A 14,725-nucleotide genomic window follows, 5' to 3' on the forward strand; every position below is an offset into this window, starting at 1 on the left:
CTCTCAATCGCATTCGGCCCCAATTGACACGGCCGGCACCCGCCCGCTTCCTTAAGAGTGCCTTAAGACCCTGATGGCACAGGGCTTTGCGTGCGTCCGCGTTTGTTCTCGTCCGAGAACAATGATAAACTCCCCCAATATTGAGAATGGTTCGCATTTAAATTTGCATCCGGCTTGCGCGGCGCACTGTTCCAATGGGTTCGATTCCAGTCTGATAAAAACAAGGAGTTTCAATGCGGATTTCTTCAATTGTGCGGGGCGGCGCGGCAGCAGTGGCCGCCGTCGCGGCTTTCTCGGCCGCGGCCGCCGAATACCCGATCGGCAAGCAGCATATCGAGGGCGGCATGGAAATCGGCGCGGTTTATCTGCAGCCGATCACGATGGAACCCGAAGGCATGATGCGCAAGGCGTCGGATTCGGACGTCCACCTCGAGGCCGACATTCACGCAGTCAAGAACAATCCGACTGGTTTCGCCGAAGGCGACTGGATGCCGTATCTGCAGGTCCATTACGAGTTGACGAAGGCGGGTTCGAACCAGGCGCAGAAGGGCGATCTGATGCCGATGGTCGCGAACGACGGCCCGCACTACGGCGACAACGTCAAGCTGCAAGGTCCGGGTAAATATCATCTGAAGCTGATCATCGAACCGCCGATGCAGATGGGCCACATGGCGTTCGGCCGCCACGTCGACAAGGAAACCGGCGTGGGTCCGTGGTTCAAGCCGTTCACGATCGACTACGACTTCACTTTCGCCGGTATCGGCAAGAAGGGCGGTTATTGATCGACGCAAGTTGCGCCGCTGCGTCGCGCCCGAGCGCGCGGCCATGCGGCGAACAACGGGCGTATCAGTGAATGCAGCAGACGGCGCGCGGACATCCGGTGTCACACCGGTGTCGGCGCGTCGCGTTTTCCGGAAAGGCTAATGGGAATCAACCGAAAGATCGCAATGCTCGCCGCCACGTTCTGGCTGGCGGGCGCAGCTCAAGCAGCCGACCTGCCGACCTTCAAGCTGGAAATGAACGACGGCAAGCTGAACCCGGCCCGCATCGAAGTGCCGGCGGGGCAGCGTATCAAGATCGAAGTGCGCAACACCGGCAAGGGCGCGGCCGAATTCGAGAGCGTGCAGTTGCGCAAGGAAAAGGTATTGGCGCCGGGCGCCGATTCGTTCGTCGTGATTGCTCCGCTGGAGCCGGGCGAATACAAGTTTTTCGACGATTTCCACCAGCAGGCGCAGGGCGTGATCGTCGCGAAGTAGCAATGGCCTGGAACGCGAGCGCGCCGCGTGAGGCGAGTGCTGCCGTTCGCGCAGGCAATGGATGCGGGCAGTAGAAGGATCGAAGGGAGAGCTTGAATGGGTCAGATTGTGTTCGTCGTGTGGCGGGAAAGTGTCGAGGCGCTGCTGGTCGTCGGCATCCTGTACGCGTGGTTGAAAAATGGCGATGCCGATGCGCACCGCGGCATGCCGTACCTGTGGGGCGGCGTGGCGGCCGGCGTGATCGCGGCGGTGGCGCTCGGCGCGGCGCTCGTCGGTTTCACGGAAGTGCTCTCCGGCGATGCGCAGGATTACTTCCAGACCGCGATGGTGCTGATCGCCTGCGTGCTGATCGTGCAGATGGTGCTATGGATGAAGCAGCACGGCCGCACGCTGAAGCGCGACATGGAACAGTCGCTGCAAAAGAGCCAGCACGATTCGAACTGGTGGGGCGTCGCGGTGCTGGTCGCCCTCGCGATTGCGCGCGAAGGCAGCGAAACGGTGATCTTCCTGTACGGCCTCGGCTTCGGTCAGTCGGGTCACGTCGACGGCAACCAGTTGCTCGCGGTCGCGCTCGGCCTCGCACTCGCGTTCCTGACCTTCTACGTGCTGCAGCTTGGCGGCAAGTTCTTCTCGTGGCGGCACTTTTTCCGCGTCACCGAAATCATGTTGCTGTTCCTCGGCGCGGGCCTGTTCCAGACCGGCATCGACAAGCTGATCGACAAGGAAATCCTGCCGACGCTCGTCGACCAGTTGTGGAATTCGTCGGCGATTCTCGATGACTCCAGCACCTTCGGCTCGCTGGTCGCGACGCTGACCGGCTATCGCGCGCATCCCGCCTTGATGAACCTGATCGCGTATGTCGTGTACTGGGCAGTCGTCTATCTGCTCGTGCGCCGCGCGAATCGCAAGCCGACGCAACAGGCGGCGGGGCGCGCGGCATGAGCACCGTGACGGCCCCCCGGCCAGGCCGCCTCGCGGCGGCCGGTCAATGGATGCAGCGTCACGGCACCGTGATCCGCGGCATCCAGTGGGGCGTGGTCGCGGTGTACGCGTTCCTGATCGTCGTGCCCGCGCTGATGCCGTTGCCGGATGACACCGCGCATCTGTGGAACAACCTGACGCTCGCCGCGCAGTTCGTGTTCTGGGGCATCTGGTGGCCGTTCGTGCTGCTGTCGATGGTGATGCTCGGGCGTGTCTGGTGCGGCGTGCTGTGTCCGGAAGGCGCCCTCGCGGAGTTCGCGAGCAAATTCGGGCGAGGTCGCGCGATTCCGCACTGGATGCGCTGGGGCGGCTGGCCCTTTGTCGCATTCGGCATCACGACGATCTACGGCCAGATGGTCAGTGTCTACCAGTATCCGAAGGCTGTGCTGCTGGTGCTGGGCGGCTCGACTTTCGCGGCGATCGTGATCGGTCTGCTCTACGGACGCGAGAAGCGCGTCTGGTGCAAATACCTGTGCCCCGTCAACGGGGTTTTTTCGCTTCTGGCGCGCCTCGCGCCGTTCCACTACAAGGTCGACGAAGACGCATGGCGTCGCTCGTACACGAACGGTGAGCATGGGCATCGCGTGATTCCGATCAACTGCGCGCCGCTCGTGCCGTTGCGCAACATGAAGGGCGCGGCCGACTGCCATATGTGCGGCCGTTGCAGCGGCCACCGCGACGCGATCGCGCTGACGTGGCGCAAGCCTTCGACCGAAGTCGTGCAACTGGGCGACAAAAAAGCGAATCCGTGGGACACGGCGCTGATCCTGTACGGCCTGCTCGGCATCGCGATCGGCGCGTTCCACTGGACCGCGTCGCGCTGGTTCATCGATCTGAAGATGTTTTCCGCGACGTGGCTCGTCGATCACGACATCACGTGGCTGCTCGAGACCAACGCGCCGTGGTTCCTGTTCACGCATTACCCCGAGCAGAACGACGTGTTCTCGTGGCTCGACGGCTCGCTGCTGGTCGGCTACATCCTCGCGACGGCGCTCGTATATGGCACCGCGCTGCTGGTGTTGCTGACCGGCGCGACGCGTATGCTCGGTCGCTTCGACGCGACGCGTCTGCATCATCTGACGCAGGGACTGATTCCGATCGCCGGCGCGGGCGTGTTCCTCGGGCTGTCCGCAACGACGCTATCGCTGCTGCGCGCCGAGCACGTGCCGCTGTGGTGGGCGTCGGATCTGCGCATCGCGATTCTCGTGGTTGCGAGCGCGTGGAGCGCGTGGCTCGCGTGGCTCGTCACGCGCCGCTATAGCGAGCGCTTCGTGCAGCGCGCGCTTGCGATGGTGTGGTTCGTTGCGGCGCTGGGCGTTGTCAATAGCGCGTGGTGGCTGATGTTCTGGGGCTGGGCGTCGAAGTAAGCCTTTGAGTCTTTCGTGCGGCCAGCGCACCCCGGCGCGTAAAACAGAAAAGCCGTGGGATGGTGCCATCCCACGGCTTTTTCATTTTCGTCTTCAGCGATACACGACGTTTCGTGCATCCACTTCCAGTGAGGACCAAAAAAACGGCCTGGCTTGCTGCGACGGCTGGCTTGGTGTTTGCACGAAGGGGTCTAGTTCTCGCGTGCAAGCCGTCGTGGCTGGCTAATGCCTAACACCTCTCTGGGAGGTGGTCCCCACAATACCCGGTACTTACTGCGTGTGTTGCATGACTACTTCGTCAGGATCAGCTTGCCGAGGCGAGTGGCCCGTAACTGGTACGTTTCGCCGTTGTGCACGATGCTGATATGACTATGGCCTTGCAGCAGCGCCTCGCTGCGCACGACCCGTTCCGACGTCTCGCCCGGACCGTTCGCGCGCTCCGCGGCGGATTTCGCGGCGGGGGCGACCGCCGTCGACGACTTCGAACGGCTGGTCAGCGCGGCCGCCGGGCGGCGCAGGCTGAGCGTGGAGGAGCGGCTGAGATCGGTCATTCGTTTTAGCTGTTCGTCGATTCGATGAGATGATTCTAAATGATAACTATTCCCATTTACAAGCTTGAGAAATTCATCGGATCTGATTTCTGATAGCTGGGTGAGAGAGCGGCAATACGAGGACGACGGGACCGTCCTGAATCCGGGCCCTGCAAACGCGCGGGGCAGGTCGCCCGCGCGGGATTTCAGTGCAGCGGTCCCGGTTCCTGCCGGGTCGCCACGTACTGGCGGATCAGCCGAACCGTATCGATGTCGTTCTCGCGATACGCCGACTTGACGATCTCCTGGGTCTGCACGGCGTCCTGATCGGTCGAGACGGGCAGCGTGGTCGCGTACTCGAAGCGCAGGAACAATTGCAGTTCGTCGGGCTGCTCGATCGTCATCGTCAGCGAGCCGCCGACGTAGTCCGCGGTCGGCTGGATGTCGTAGCGCACACTCCGGCTTTCCTGCAGCGTGACGCGATCGCGCACGGTGGCCTGGCCGTAGTGCAACTCGCGCTCGAGCACATTGCCCTCGCGCGACAGAATCGTGCAGCTATCGAGACCCATCACGAACAGTTGCGGCTGCTCGGCGCGCAGCACGAGCCCTTCCCATAGCTGATCGCGGGTCATCGATTCGACGAGAGGATTCAGCGGATCGTTGATCTGGATGAGATGTTCGAAATTCAAGACAACTGCGTCCTATAAAAATGTTGCAATACCCGCGCGTCGCAGTGCCGTTCGCGCGGGACGCCCGCCGCACGCTTCGTTATGCGACGGCGAGCGCGGAGCGGATCGAAATCGTATGTGTGAGGATCTTGTGCACCGGACACGCATTGGCGATTTGCAAGAGCCGTTCCCGCTGCTCGTCGGACAGTTCGCCTTCGAGGAGGATCTGGCGGTCGATGGTCGAGCCCGCGTCGCCGGTTTCCATCGATAGCCTGACGCGCACGCCTTCGAGGGGCCAGCCTTTGCGCTGCGCATACATCTTCAGCGTGATCGACGTGCAGGCGCCGAGGCTCGACAGCAGCAACGAGACTGGCGTCGGGCCGCGATCGCCGCCGCCGAGCGACTCGGGTTCGTCGGCGAGCCACGTGTGCTTGCCGTCGTCGAAAATGACCTGGAAATTCGTCGAGCCGATGTGGGCGGTGACGGTGGACTCTGCCATGCGCGTTCCTTTGCAGGGGACGAAAAAGCGTCGCGCACCGCGGCTCATTGCGATGAAAGACGCGCCGCGCGACATGAGCCGTTATTGTGACCGAATTTACCGGCGTTCGCGCCCTGACGCGCGTGGTTTGGCTGCGGCCGATGGTCCGGCGGCGTGCGCTAGCGGGTGCTAGCGGTGAGCGCGCATCAATGCGTAATCGCGCCCATCCGCCCAGCCTGATAATCGATCACCGCCTGGCGGATCTCGTCTTCGGTGTTCATCACGAACGGGCCGTAGCGCACCACCGGTTCCTTGAGCGGCACACCGCCGAGCAGCAACACTTCAAGCGGCTCTTCGCCCGCGGACATCGTGACGGCGTCGCCGTCGTTGCCGAACACGACCATTGTCCGTGCGTCGATCGCGTGGCGCGCGTCGCCTTCACCGTACTGGCCCTTGCCGGACAGGCCATAAGCGAACACCCGGTAGCCGGCCGGCACAGGCTGGCGGATCGTCGCGCCCGGCTGCAGCGAGAAATGCTGATACAGGATCGGCGTGTGCGTTTCGATCGCGGCTCGCACGCCGAGTGCCTCGCCGGCGATCACCTTCACGCGTACCTTGCCGTCCGCGGACGTCGCGACCGGAATGTTCGCCGACGGGATTTCCTGGTAGCGCGGCGCGATCATCTTGTCGCGGCGCGGCAGATTCACCCACAGTTGCAGGCCATGCACGCGGCCGCCGGTGCGCGTGAACTCCGGGTCCGGCATTTCGCTATGCACGACGCCCGCGCCCGCGGTCATCCACTGCACATCGCCGGCGCGCAGCGTGCCGGAATGGCCCGCCGAATCCTTGTGGCCGAACTGACCTTCCAGTACATACGTGACCGTTTCGAAGCCGCGATGCGGATGATCGGGCGCGCCCTTGGCCTCGCCCGGCGCGTAGTCGACCGGCCCCATTTCGTCGAGCAGCAGGAACGGATCGAAGTCCATCAGCAGACGCGTCGGAAACGGGCGATAGACGACAAAACCGCCGCCTTCAGTCGTGCGAAGCGCGGGAAACGTACGTTCGATCGTGCGTGACGTGCTCATCAATATCACCTCGAAAAATGGGGAATAGCGTTATTTTTGAAACATGGAGCTATTATAGGGACCGTTTTTCGGCATTCCAGCCACCCTCGGGCAATGGATTGTTCTGATAATGGAACGATGAGATGAAGATCGATTCACATAACCTCAATGATCTGATGTACTTCTCGCAGGTCGTCGAGCATGGCGGATTTTCCGCGGCGGAGCGGGTGCTGGGCATCTCGAAATCGCGTTTGTCGCGCCGGCTCACGGAGCTGGAGGCGTCGCTCGGCGTGCGCCTGTTGCAGCGCTCGACGCGCAAGCTCGCGCTGACCGAAGCCGGGCAACTGTTCTATCAGCACTGTCAGGCGATGCTGAGCGAGGCACAGGCGGCGGTCAACGTCGTGCAGCAACTGCGCTCGTCGCCGCGCGGCACGGTGCGCGTAAGCGTGCCGGTCACGATTTCGCAGACGATCCTGTCGAGCATCCTGCCGGAATTCATGCACCGCTATCCTGAGGTGCGCGTCGTGATGCGCGTGACGAACCGCGTGGTCGATCTGTTCGAGGATGCGATCGACGTGGCGTTGCGGGTGCGTTCCGATCCGCCGGAAAACGCGAACATCGTCGTGCGGCCGCTGTGGCGCACGCAGCAGATGCTGGTCGGCGCGCCGAGCCTGTTGCAGCAGAATGCGCCGCCGCTCACGCCGGCCGATCTGAACCGCTTCGAAACGCTCGATGTGCCGACGAACGACGGCCGCCACGTGTACAACCTGATCTCGCCCGACGGCACGCGCCACGCGCACGAACACGAGCCGCGCCTCGTGACCGCCGATCTGATGACGATCCGCGAGGCGGTGCTCGCCGGCGTCGGTATCGCCGCGTTGCCGGAGATGATGTACGGCGCCGCATTGAGAGCAGGGCAGTTGTCGCCGGTAATGCCGGGCTGGAGTTTTCCGACGCCGCAGTTGTACGCGGTATTCGTGTCGCGTCAGGGGATGGTGCCGGCGGTGCGCGCGTTCGTCGATTATCTGGTCGAGATGCTCGATCCGGACCACGGCAAGCACATCACGGGCGAGTGTCCGGTGCGCGATGAGCGGGCGCCGAAGCAGCGCTCGCTTGCCGATGTCTCCGCCGCTACGTCATAGCGCATACCGCAAATCGTTTTTAGCATTTAAGCGTGGCCTGTCATCATTACTTTCAATGGCCGTTTGCTTGAATGCGCGCGCGCCCGGGCCTATATTGAAATCCCTTTCGCTAAGGAGTCTCCTATGCGAAAACTCATGGCCGCTATCATAGCGGGCCTGATAGGGCTGACCGCGCTGTCCGTGTCGACCACGGCCGTCGCATGCGGTGATACGAGCTATCAGTCTTCGGCCGATGGCAAATGATCCCGCCGCCCGAATGCGCCGAGCGCGCACAAAAAAAGGCCTTCATCTGACGATGAAGGCCTTTTACTTTTTGGCCCCCGTTCAAAGGGCTTTTTCGTGCTCGCGTCGACTTTACGCCGAATTCCCGCGGATGCCGCGGCGTGTTATTTCACGCCGCATTTCCCACGTTACTTCGCCTTGGGCTGCGTGACGAAGCCGATTTTCGTCAGGCCGCCGGCCTGCGCGGCCGACATCACCTGCGCGACTTTCTCGTAAGGCACCTTACGGTCCGCGTCGAGATGCAGTTCCGGCTGCGGGCTCGCCTGCGCGGCCTGCGCGATTTTCAACGCGAGCGCCGCGTCGTCGACTTTCGTGTTGTCCCACAGGACGTCGCCGTCCGCGTCGATCGACACCGTCACCTGCGCGGGCTTAGTGTCTTCCTTCTGACTGCTCGCGTGCGGCAGATCGATCTTGACCGCGTGACGGATTACCGGGATCGTCACCATGAAGACGATCAGCAGAACCAGCATCACGTCGACGAGCGGCGTCATGTTGATTTCGTTCATCAGGCCGTCGTCATCGTCTCCGGCGAAGGGGCTCATTGCCATCGGAATGCCTCGTCGATCAGTTGGCGTTGGCGCGGGTCGCGAGACGCAGACCGTCGCCGCGCTTGGACGACGACAGGCGCGCGCCCGTCACGAAGAACGCATGCAGGCCGTGCGCGAAGCGGGAGAGCTTCGCGACGATCGCCTTGTTGGCGCGCGTGAGCGCGTTATAGCCGAGCACCGCGGGAATCGCGACGAACAGACCGAAGGCGGTCATGATCAGCGCTTCGCCGACCGGGCCGGCGACCTGATCGATCGACGACTGGCCGCTCGCGCCGATCGCGAGCAGGGCGTGATAGATGCCCCACACCGTGCCGAACAGGCCGACGAACGGCGCCGTGCTGCCGATCGACGCGAGAATCGCGAGGCCGCTCTGCATGCGCGACACGCTTTCGTCCATCGTGTCCTTCAGGCAGCGCGTGACCCAGTCGGAGACGTCCATGCGGTCGTGCAGATGCGGCTGCGTCTGATGATGATGGTCGGCCGCTTCCTGGCCCGCCAGTGCGAGCGCGAGGAACGGGTTGTCCTGCGGTGACGACGAGCCGGCGCCGAGTTTCTTCACGCCGTCGGCGAGATCGTCCGAGTGCCAGAACGACTGCTCGGCATTCTTCGTGAGACGCTTGAGACGCATCACGTTCCAGCCTTTGACGACGATCACGCTCCACGACAGTACCGACATGATCAACAGCGCGAGCGCGATACCGCGCGTCACGAAATCCCCTTGCGCCCACACGTGCGCCAATCCGTAGTTTTGCATTGCAATTCCTTTGTTTTGAAATCCGCTTCAATCGTCCAGATTGAAGTTGTAAGGCTGGGTATACGCGGCTCGAACCGGCTGGCCGTTCTCGAGATAGGGCTTGCAGGTGCTCGCATGGACGGCGGCGAGCGCGGCGTCGTCGAGACGGCTGGAGCCGCTGCTCTTCTTGAGTTCGATGTTCTCGAGCCTGCCGCTCAGGCCGACCACGAACTTCACATAGGCGGTGCCGGTTTCGCCGCGACGCCGCGACAGCGCCGGGTAATCGGGCTTGGCGATGTTGCAGTCGAGGTGCGTGACGTTCTTCGGCGCGGCGATTTCCATCGTTTCCTTGCCGATCGCGGGCGCCGCGGCAGCGGGCGGCGTTACCGGCGCGGCGGGCGCGGGCGGTGTCGGATCGGGCGCCGCGACTGGCGTCGGCGACGGCGCGGCGGCTTGCGGCAAGGGAGTTGGCGTAGGCTTGGGCTTCGGGGTCGGCTTCGGCTGCACCTTCGGCTTCGTATGAACCGGCGGCGTCGGCTGCGGGGGCGGCGGCGCCACCGATTGCAGCGCGACGGGCGCGGCGAGCGGCGCGGGCGGCAGCAGTTCGGCGGTCATCACGTGCGATTCGAGCGCCGGCTGGACCGGATCATGACGCAGCGTCATGAGTACGGCCAGCAACACGACGTGAATCGCCGCCACCACGACGGTGGTGGTGAGCACGCGGGAATTCGTACGGGAGGGCGAAGCCAGCGGGACGCCAGCGGAAACGGGATGCGGGGCCTGCATGTTAGCGTGGCAGCGCGCCGCTCGGGCGGCGCGTCAGACAGGACATCGTCATGTTCGGATTCGGAAAATCAGCAGCGAAATGAACAAGGTAGTCACGAAACCAATCAGCAATTCCATCTCGAACTCCTTTTCACGGGGTGAGGGGGTAGCTGGCTGGTACGAATACTGGCTTGCTGACGGCAGTGGGATAAAGCTAATGCGAGCCTGATGCGAGCGTACCGCGAGCATGTTGCAGAAACGCGGCACATTCAATGTCGCATTTAAACGTTACATTAAATACGGACAGGCATGATGCATGGAAAACATGCCGGGCACGGTTCGCGCCGCGCCTCGAAAGCCGGATCAGGCTGCCTTGCGCTCGTAGAACGTGACCTGCACCACTTGCGCCACGGTCTGCACCTGTTGATGCTCGATGACGCCGCAGCGGCTCGCGCACACGCCGCTTTGCAGCATGACGTCGCGCACCGACTCCTCGCACTTGCCGCAGCAGGAGGCGACGCCGAGCTCGAACTGCAACTCGTCGAACGAATCAATACCGTCCGCGATCGAGGAGCGGATTGCGCGGTCGGAAACGGATTTGCAGACACAGACAATCATGGCAGGCGTCATAGCTAACGTTAATGCGAATTATTATCATTTTGTTTGGTCCGTTTGGCAAGCACCCTGAGCGATTTTTTGTAACAGAACCAGACTCTTAGAAAGAAGGGGTTCGTCAGGGGGAAGCCGCTGCGCGCGAGCCGCGCGACGCTGGCCAAGGTGCGGGGAGAGCCGGACGGAACAGGCTGCGTGCGCTTTACGCCGCCCGCGAATCCGGCGCGGCCGTACGGCGCGACGGAATCACCACCTGCTCGACCGTCGCCTCGATATGCAGCAGTGTCGCGGCGAGCCGTTGTTGGTGGATGCCGTCGTCGGTGGAATAGAAGCGCGGCGGCGGCGTATCGGTTACCGGTGCGCCGCCGCGCAGGCCGTACTGGTCCAGCACGCGCTCCAGTTGACGCGCGATCGCCACGCTCGTGTCGATCAGCGCAAGCCGGTCGCCGACGATGTCGCGGATCGCCGCATCGAGAAACGGGTAATGGGTGCAGCCGAGCACGAGCGTGTCGGCGCCCGCCTCGAGCATCGGTTCGAGGTACCCGCGCAGCAGCGCGCGCAATTCGGCCGAGCCGACGTCGCAGCGCTCGACTGCCTGCACGAGCCCATGGCCCGGCTGGCACAGAAAGCGGCAGTCGGCGGCGTAGCGCTCGAGCAGTCCCTGGAAGCGGGCGCTGCGCAGCGTCGCTTGCGTCGCGAGTACGCCGGCGACGCGGCTTTTCGACTGCGACGCGGCGGGCTTGATGCCTGGCTCAACGCCGATGAGCGGAATCGGCAGCTTTTCGCGGACCAGTGCGATCGATTGCGCGGTTGCCGTGTTGCACGCCACCACCAACGCCTTCGCGCCTTGCCCGGCCAGCCATTCGCCGATCGCGAGCGTGCGGTCGGCGATGAAGTCGTCGTCGCGCTCGCCGTACGGGGCGTACAGCGAGTCGGCGACATACAGGATCGCTTCGTCAGGCAGTTGCGCGCGCACCGCCCGCAGCACGGACAGACCGCCGAGCCCCGAATCGAAAATGCCGACCGGCGCCTGCGATGCGGCGCCTGCGGCGAAAGTCCGGATAGTCGGAGACGGCGAGGATGCGGGCATAGACGAAGAAAACGCGCGTGATTCGATGCTCGGAGAAAACGGGGGAAACCGGTAATGCACTAAACAGCGCACCCAAAAGCACACCAAAAAAAAGCGCTTCAGAGCGTGCGCAAGTATATCGCTCGTGCGGCGGGGTTCAGCGCGAATGCGTATCTGCCAATACGTCAATGCATCTTGCAGCCACGCTTGCGCGCAAGCGGACTGTGCCGCCGCACGGAATGCATCAGCGTGGTTCGATCAGGATTCGACCGAACCCATCGCGCTTTGCTGGTAGTTCTGGATGCCGACCTTGTCGATCAGATCGAGCTGGGTTTCGAGCCAGTCGATATGTTCTTCGGTGTCGTCGAGAATGGTCGTGAAGATTTCGCGCGAGATGAAATCACGGACTGATTCGCAATACGCAATCGCTTCCTTGCAGGTGCTTTGTGAAATCTGTTCGAGCTTCAGATCGCATTCGATGATCTCTTTGGTTTGCTCGCCGATCAGCAGCTTGTGCAGGTCCTGCAGATTCGGCAGACCGTCGAGCATGAAAATGCGCTCGATCAGCATGTCGGCATGCTTCATCTCGCCGATCGACTCGTCGTATTCATGCTTGCCGAGTTTCTCGAGGCCCCAATGACGGTACATCCGCGCATGCAGGAAGTACTGGTTGATGGCGGTCAGCTCGTTCTTGAGCTGCGCATTCAGATATTCGATGACCTTCTTGTCGCCTTGCATATTATTTCCTTTTCTGGGGACCTTGAATTTCCCACAACAATAAACGCCATGCCTGAAAAAGCCAAGAAAACCGACACAACTTCCGGCATTGCTCGTGACGTTGTTTCCGGCTTCGCGTGCCGCATGGTGCGTACATGGCGCGCGGCTATAAAAAAAGCCGGGACCACCGCCCCGGCTCTCCATCTGCTTGACAGGCTTCTGCGGAATCCGGCGGCGCGTCAGGCGGTCGCGACCGGAATCTTGCCGATTTTCGCCTGCCATTCCTTCGGGCCGGTCTGGTGCACGGAGGTACCGTTCGAATCGACGGCCACCGTCACCGGCATGTCCTGCACGTCGAACTCGTAGATCGCTTCCATGCCGAGGTCTTCGAACGCGAGCACCTTCGCGCTGCGGATCGCCTTCGACACGAGATAGGCGGCGCCGCCCACGGCCATCAGATACGCGGCCTTGTGCTTCCTGATCGCCTCGATCGCGACCGGACCGCGCTCGGCCTTGCCGATCATCGAAATGAGACCGGTTTGCGCGAGCATCGTCTCGGTGAACTTGTCCATGCGCGTCGCGGTGGTCGGGCCCGCCGGGCCGACCGCTTCGTCGCGCACCGGATCGACCGGGCCGACGTAGTAGATCACGCGGTTCGTGAAGTCGACCGGCAGCTTCTCGCCCTTTGCGAGCATGTCGGCGATGCGCTTGTGGGCGGCGTCACGGCCCGTCAACATCTTGCCCGACAGCAGCAACGTCTGGCCCGGCTTCCAGCTTGCGACCTGTTCCGGCGTCAGCGTATTCAGATCGACGCGCTGGCTCGTTTCCGTGTTCGGTTCCCAGTGCACCTTCGGCCATGCGTCGAGCGACGGCGCTTCGAGCTTCGCGACGCCCGAGCCGTCGAGCGTGAAGTGCGCGTGACGCGTCGCCGCGCAGTTCGGGATGATCGCGATCGGCTTGGACGCGGCGTGCGTCGGCGCGGCCATGATCTTCACGTCGAGCACGGTCGCCAGGCCGCCGAGACCCTGCGCGCCGATACCGAGCGCGTTGACCTTCTCATGCAGCTCGACGCGCAGCTCCTCGATCCAGTCCTGCGGACCGCGCGCGATCACGTCCTGAATGTCGATCGGATCCATCAGCGATTCCTTCGCCATCACCATCGCTTTTTCAGCGGTGCCGCCGATGCCGATACCGAGCATGCCCGGCGGACACCAGCCCGCGCCCATCGTCGGCACGGTCTTCAGAATCCAGTCGACGATCGAGTCCGACGGGTTCAGCATCGCGAACTTCGACTTGTTTTCCGAGCCGCCGCCCTTCGCCGCGACCTGCACGTCGACGGTGTTACCCGGCACGATCTCGTAGTGGATCACGGCCGGCGTGTTGTCCTTCGTGTTCTTGCGCGCGCCTTCGGGCGGCGAAACGATCGAGGCGCGCAGCACGTTGTCCGGGTTCAGGTAACCGCGGCGCACGCCTTCGTTGATCATGTCGGTCACGCTCATCGTCGCACCGTCCCAACGCACGTCCATGCCGACCTTCACGAACACCGTGACGATGCCGGTGTCCTGGCAGATCGGGCGCTTGCCTTCGGCGCACATGCGGCTGTTGGTCAGAATCTGCGCGATTGCATCTTTCGCCGCCGGGCTCTGCTCGAGCTCGTAAGCGCGGCCGAGGGCCTCGATGTAATCGAGCGGATGGTAGTAGCTGATGTACTGCAGCGAATCAGCGACGCTCTGAATCAGGTCTTCCTGTTTGATGACGGTCATGGCTAGCTCAGTGGGGAGGGGCGCTTGTATGTCTGGATCGCGGTGCAATGCGGTCAGTCTTGCGCCTTCATGGGAGTGGAACCTTTGAGGCCGCCCACGGCGTGCAATGCGGTGGGCTCTTCGAAATGTCTGGGGTGCGTGTGCGTGGTGAGGCGGTCGACGAGCGCCATCACGAGCGCCGAGACGAGGAACGCAACATGGATGATCACCTGCCACATGATCGTGTGGGTGGTGTTCTGGTCGGGGCTGATGAAGGTCTTCAGCAGATGGATCGACGAGATGCTGATCAGCGCCATCGAGAGCTTCACTTTCAGCACGCCGGCGTTCACGTGGTCGAGCCATTCCGGTTCGTCCGGATGGCCGTCGAGGCCGAGGCGCGACACGAACGTTTCATACCCGCCGATGATCACCATGATCAGCAGGTTCGAGATCATCACCACGTCGATCAGACTCAGCACGACGAGCATGACGCTGGTCTCGTCGAGCTTCATCGAGTCCGTGACCAGATGCCAGACTTCCTTCAGGAACAGCACGACGTAGACCGCCTGCGCGACGATCAGGCCGAGATAGAGCGGCACCTGCAGCCAGCGGCTCATGAAAACGATATGGGGCAGCGCGCGCATCGGGCGGCGCGGACGGGCGGGGGCGGGTCGCGAAGCGGACATAGGCAACGATCAGATGAAGCGGGGGTGACGGAACGTGGACCAATGCGCCGGCCGGCATGCCGGCTGCGCAGATGAGTCAGGCAAG

17 protein-coding genes are annotated in these 14,725 nt (G+C 62.9%); 5 read left to right on the forward strand and 12 right to left on the reverse strand.

The features are described from left to right. The first annotated feature begins 233 nt into the window (after window positions 1-233). From QM685_RS31605 to QM685_RS31620, 4 genes are all read left to right on the forward strand, one after another. Window positions 234-782: an iron transporter gene (locus tag QM685_RS31605; RefSeq protein WP_415122903.1), complete on the forward strand. Its 549-nt coding sequence runs from the start codon at window positions 234-236 to the stop codon at window positions 780-782. A 141-nt stretch (window positions 783-923) separates the two neighbouring features. Further along, window positions 924-1,256: a cupredoxin domain-containing protein gene (locus tag QM685_RS31610; RefSeq protein WP_415122905.1), complete on the forward strand. Its 333-nt coding sequence runs from the start codon at window positions 924-926 to the stop codon at window positions 1,254-1,256. 96 nt (window positions 1,257-1,352) lie between these two features. Next, the gene (locus tag QM685_RS31615) at window positions 1,353-2,198 is read left to right on the forward strand and encodes an FTR1 family iron permease (RefSeq protein WP_415122907.1); all 846 of its coding nucleotides are present in this window, start codon (window positions 1,353-1,355) and stop codon (window positions 2,196-2,198) included. Next, entirely contained in the window at window positions 2,195-3,604 is a 1,410-nt protein-coding gene (locus tag QM685_RS31620) for a 4Fe-4S binding protein (RefSeq protein WP_415122909.1), read from the forward strand. The genes QM685_RS31615 and QM685_RS31620 overlap by 4 nt, the downstream gene beginning before the upstream one ends. A gap of 290 nt (window positions 3,605-3,894) precedes the next feature. Here QM685_RS31620 and hemP read toward each other — a convergent pair whose 3' ends face one another. The 4 genes from hemP to QM685_RS31640 form a co-directional block, all read right to left on the reverse strand. Then, the gene (gene hemP, locus QM685_RS31625; protein WP_415122911.1) at window positions 3,895-4,155 is read right to left on the reverse strand and encodes a hemin uptake protein HemP; all 261 of its coding nucleotides are present in this window, start codon (window positions 4,153-4,155) and stop codon (window positions 3,895-3,897) included. A gap of 185 nt (window positions 4,156-4,340) precedes the next feature. Next, window positions 4,341-4,823 carry an SRPBCC family protein gene (locus QM685_RS31630; protein ID WP_415122913.1) on the reverse strand — a complete coding sequence of 161 codons (483 nt, stop codon included), beginning with the start codon at window positions 4,821-4,823 and terminating at the stop codon, window positions 4,341-4,343. Between the two features lie 79 nt (window positions 4,824-4,902). Further along, window positions 4,903-5,301: an OsmC family protein gene (locus QM685_RS31635; RefSeq protein WP_415122915.1), complete on the reverse strand. Its 399-nt coding sequence runs from the start codon at window positions 5,299-5,301 to the stop codon at window positions 4,903-4,905. 185 nt (window positions 5,302-5,486) lie between these two features. Continuing rightward, on the reverse strand, window positions 5,487-6,365 hold the full coding sequence (locus QM685_RS31640; protein ID WP_415122917.1) for a pirin family protein: 879 nt from the start codon (window positions 6,363-6,365) through the stop codon (window positions 5,487-5,489). Between the two features lie 122 nt (window positions 6,366-6,487). Between QM685_RS31640 and QM685_RS31645 the strand changes: the two genes are divergently transcribed. Continuing rightward, window positions 6,488-7,486, forward strand: a complete 999-nt coding sequence (locus tag QM685_RS31645; protein ID WP_415122919.1) for a LysR family transcriptional regulator — start codon at window positions 6,488-6,490, stop codon at window positions 7,484-7,486. 410 nt (window positions 7,487-7,896) lie between these two features. Here the strand turns inward: QM685_RS31645 and QM685_RS31650 are convergent, their stop codons facing one another. From QM685_RS31650 to QM685_RS31685, 8 genes are all read right to left on the reverse strand, one after another. Next, the gene (locus QM685_RS31650; RefSeq protein WP_415122921.1) at window positions 7,897-8,316 is read right to left on the reverse strand and encodes an ExbD/TolR family protein; all 420 of its coding nucleotides are present in this window, start codon (window positions 8,314-8,316) and stop codon (window positions 7,897-7,899) included. 16 nt (window positions 8,317-8,332) lie between these two features. Continuing rightward, window positions 8,333-9,070, reverse strand: coding sequence for a MotA/TolQ/ExbB proton channel family protein (locus tag QM685_RS31655; protein ID WP_415122923.1), 738 nt, complete (start codon window positions 9,068-9,070; stop codon window positions 8,333-8,335). Window positions 9,071-9,097: 27 nt separating this feature from the next. Continuing rightward, the gene (locus tag QM685_RS31660) at window positions 9,098-9,835 is read right to left on the reverse strand and encodes an energy transducer TonB (protein WP_415122925.1); all 738 of its coding nucleotides are present in this window, start codon (window positions 9,833-9,835) and stop codon (window positions 9,098-9,100) included. A 342-nt stretch (window positions 9,836-10,177) separates the two neighbouring features. Continuing rightward, complete coding sequence (locus QM685_RS31665; RefSeq protein WP_415122927.1) at window positions 10,178-10,432, reverse strand: bacterioferritin-associated ferredoxin; 255 nt, start codon at window positions 10,430-10,432, stop codon at window positions 10,178-10,180. Between the two features lie 196 nt (window positions 10,433-10,628). Continuing rightward, complete coding sequence (murI, locus tag QM685_RS31670) at window positions 10,629-11,516, reverse strand: glutamate racemase (protein ID WP_415122929.1); 888 nt, start codon at window positions 11,514-11,516, stop codon at window positions 10,629-10,631. 237 nt (window positions 11,517-11,753) lie between these two features. Next, window positions 11,754-12,233 (reverse strand): bacterioferritin, encoded by a 480-nt coding sequence (bfr, locus tag QM685_RS31675; RefSeq protein WP_415122931.1) that lies wholly within the window; start codon window positions 12,231-12,233, stop codon window positions 11,754-11,756. Between the two features lie 218 nt (window positions 12,234-12,451). Beyond that, complete coding sequence (locus QM685_RS31680; protein ID WP_415122933.1) at window positions 12,452-13,975, reverse strand: fumarate hydratase; 1,524 nt, start codon at window positions 13,973-13,975, stop codon at window positions 12,452-12,454. Window positions 13,976-14,028: 53 nt separating this feature from the next. After that, window positions 14,029-14,598, reverse strand: a complete 570-nt coding sequence (locus tag QM685_RS31685) for a TIGR00645 family protein (protein WP_415122935.1) — start codon at window positions 14,596-14,598, stop codon at window positions 14,029-14,031. Between the last annotated feature and the right edge of the window lie 127 nt (window positions 14,599-14,725).

Origin of the sequence: Paraburkholderia sp., assembly GCF_047605525.1 — a bacterium.
Taxonomy (GTDB): domain Bacteria; phylum Pseudomonadota; class Gammaproteobacteria; order Burkholderiales; family Burkholderiaceae; genus Paraburkholderia.